We start from the raw sequence: 1,681 nt of genomic DNA on the forward strand, positions 1-1,681 counted from the left end.
CCATCCCTCCGTCACCCGCCCCGACCCGCCGCCGCGTGCCCGGACCCCGGAGGTTCCGGCGCGCGGCCCGGCCCCGTCGCCGCCCGAGCGCCGAAACGAGAGAACCGATGACCAGCAGCCCCTCCGTTCCCGAGCAGCCCCCGTCGCCGGACGCCGCCCCGGCCGCCCTCGGCGGTGACCCCGGCGCGCCCGTGCGCACCGTGGTGCACGTCATGCGTCACGGCGAGGTGGAGAACCCCACCGGCGTCCTCTACGGCCGCCTGCCCGGCTACCACCTGTCCGACCTGGGGCGGAAGATGGCCGACCGGGTCGCCGAGCACCTGGCCTCCCGCGACATCACGCACGTGGTCGCCTCCCCGCTGGAGCGGGCGCAGGAGACCGCCGCGCCCATCGCCGCCCTGCGGGACCTCACCGTGGCCACCGACCCCCGGCTGATCGAGGCCGGCAACGTCTTCGAGGGCCGCCCGGTCGGCCCCGGCGACGGCGCCTGGCGCCGGCCGGGCTCCTGGTTCCACCTGCGCAACCCGGTGCGTCCCTCCTGGGGCGAGCCGTACGTGCAGCAGGTGGTGCGGATGAAGGCGGCCGTGGACGCCGCCCGGGACGCCGCCCGCGGCCACGAGGCGGTCTGCGTCAGCCACCAGCTGCCGATCTGGATCCTGCGCAGCTTCGTGGAGCGGCGCCGGCTGTGGCACGACCCGCGCAAGCGGCAGTGCACCCTCGCCTCGCTGACCTCCTTCACCTACCTCGACGACGAGATCGTCTCGGTCGGCTACAGCGAGCCGGTGATCGATCTGGTGCCGCCGCACCTGCGCGCCGGAGGGGCCAGGGGCGCGGGGGCCTGAGCACCCCGGCGCACGGTCGGCCACCGCCACCGCGTGTCCCCGCCGTGCCGCCGGCCCGGTCCCCGGCACGGCGGGGGCACGGGGCGACAGCCCCCGCGGGGCGGCGTCCGCAGGCGCCCCACCGGCGCGTTCGGGACGGCTCATTCCGGACAAGGGGGGCGCGGTGATGCCCCCAAAACCCGCATGGGAAACTTTTCACATGATTGCTCGCCGCGCCGTTCGCGTCCGCCCCCGCAGTCGGGCCCTCCGGGCCCTGGTCTGCGCGGCGGCGGGGATGCTCGCCCTGTCCGCCTGCTCCGGCGAGAGCGCCGGTGCCTCCGGCGGCGACAGCAACATCGTCGAGGGCACCGGGATGATCACCACCGTCCCGGTGGGGGAGCGCAAGCAGGCGCCCGACCTCACCGGTGAGTCCACCCACGGCGAGCAGCTCTCCCTGGCCGACTACCGGGGACAGGTCGTGGTGCTCAACGTGTGGGGCTCGTGGTGCGCCCCCTGCCGCGCCGAGGCCCCCAACCTCGCCGCGGTCGCCGCCGACACCGAGGACCGCGGCGTGCAGTTCATCGGCATCAACACCCGCGACCTGGAGGCGGCCAACGCCCGCGCCTTCGACCGCACCTACGGCATCGAGTACCCCAGCTTCTTCGACCCCAAGGGGACCCTGATCCTGGAGTTCCCGCGCAACACCCTGCCCCCGCAGGGCATCCCCTCCACGCTCGTCATCGACCGGGACGGCGGCATCGCGGTGCGGGCGCTGAAGGCGCTCACCGAGGAGGAGCTGCGGGACATCCTGGAGCCGGTCATCGCCGAGGGCTGACGCCCCGCGCCCCGCCACCCCACTC

The 1,681-nt window shown here is 75.4% G+C and carries 2 protein-coding genes; both read left to right on the top strand.

Going from position 1 to position 1,681, the window contains the following annotated elements:
• Positions 1 to 212 precede the first annotated feature (212 nt).
• A complete protein-coding gene (locus tag FOE67_RS25030; protein ID WP_228474269.1) occupies positions 213 to 842 on the top strand; it encodes a histidine phosphatase family protein in 630 nt (209 codons plus the stop codon).
• 199 nt (positions 843 to 1,041) lie between these two features.
• Positions 1,042 to 1,656, top strand: coding sequence for a TlpA family protein disulfide reductase (locus FOE67_RS25035; protein ID WP_182667095.1), 615 nt, complete (start codon positions 1,042 to 1,044; stop codon positions 1,654 to 1,656).
• Positions 1,657 to 1,681: the final 25 nt, after the last annotated feature.

The sequence above is a fragment of the Streptomyces calidiresistens genome, assembly GCF_014141525.1.
Lineage (GTDB): Bacteria > Actinomycetota > Actinomycetes > Streptomycetales > Streptomycetaceae > Streptomyces > Streptomyces calidiresistens.

Coding starts and splice junctions, on each gene's coding strand:
- FOE67_RS25030 (WP_228474269.1), top strand. CDS start 213: ATGCGTCACGGCGAGGTGGAGAACCCCACCGGCGTCCTCTACGGCCGC.
- FOE67_RS25035 (WP_182667095.1), top strand. CDS start 1,042: ATGATTGCTCGCCGCGCCGTTCGCGTCCGCCCCCGCAGTCGGGCCCTC.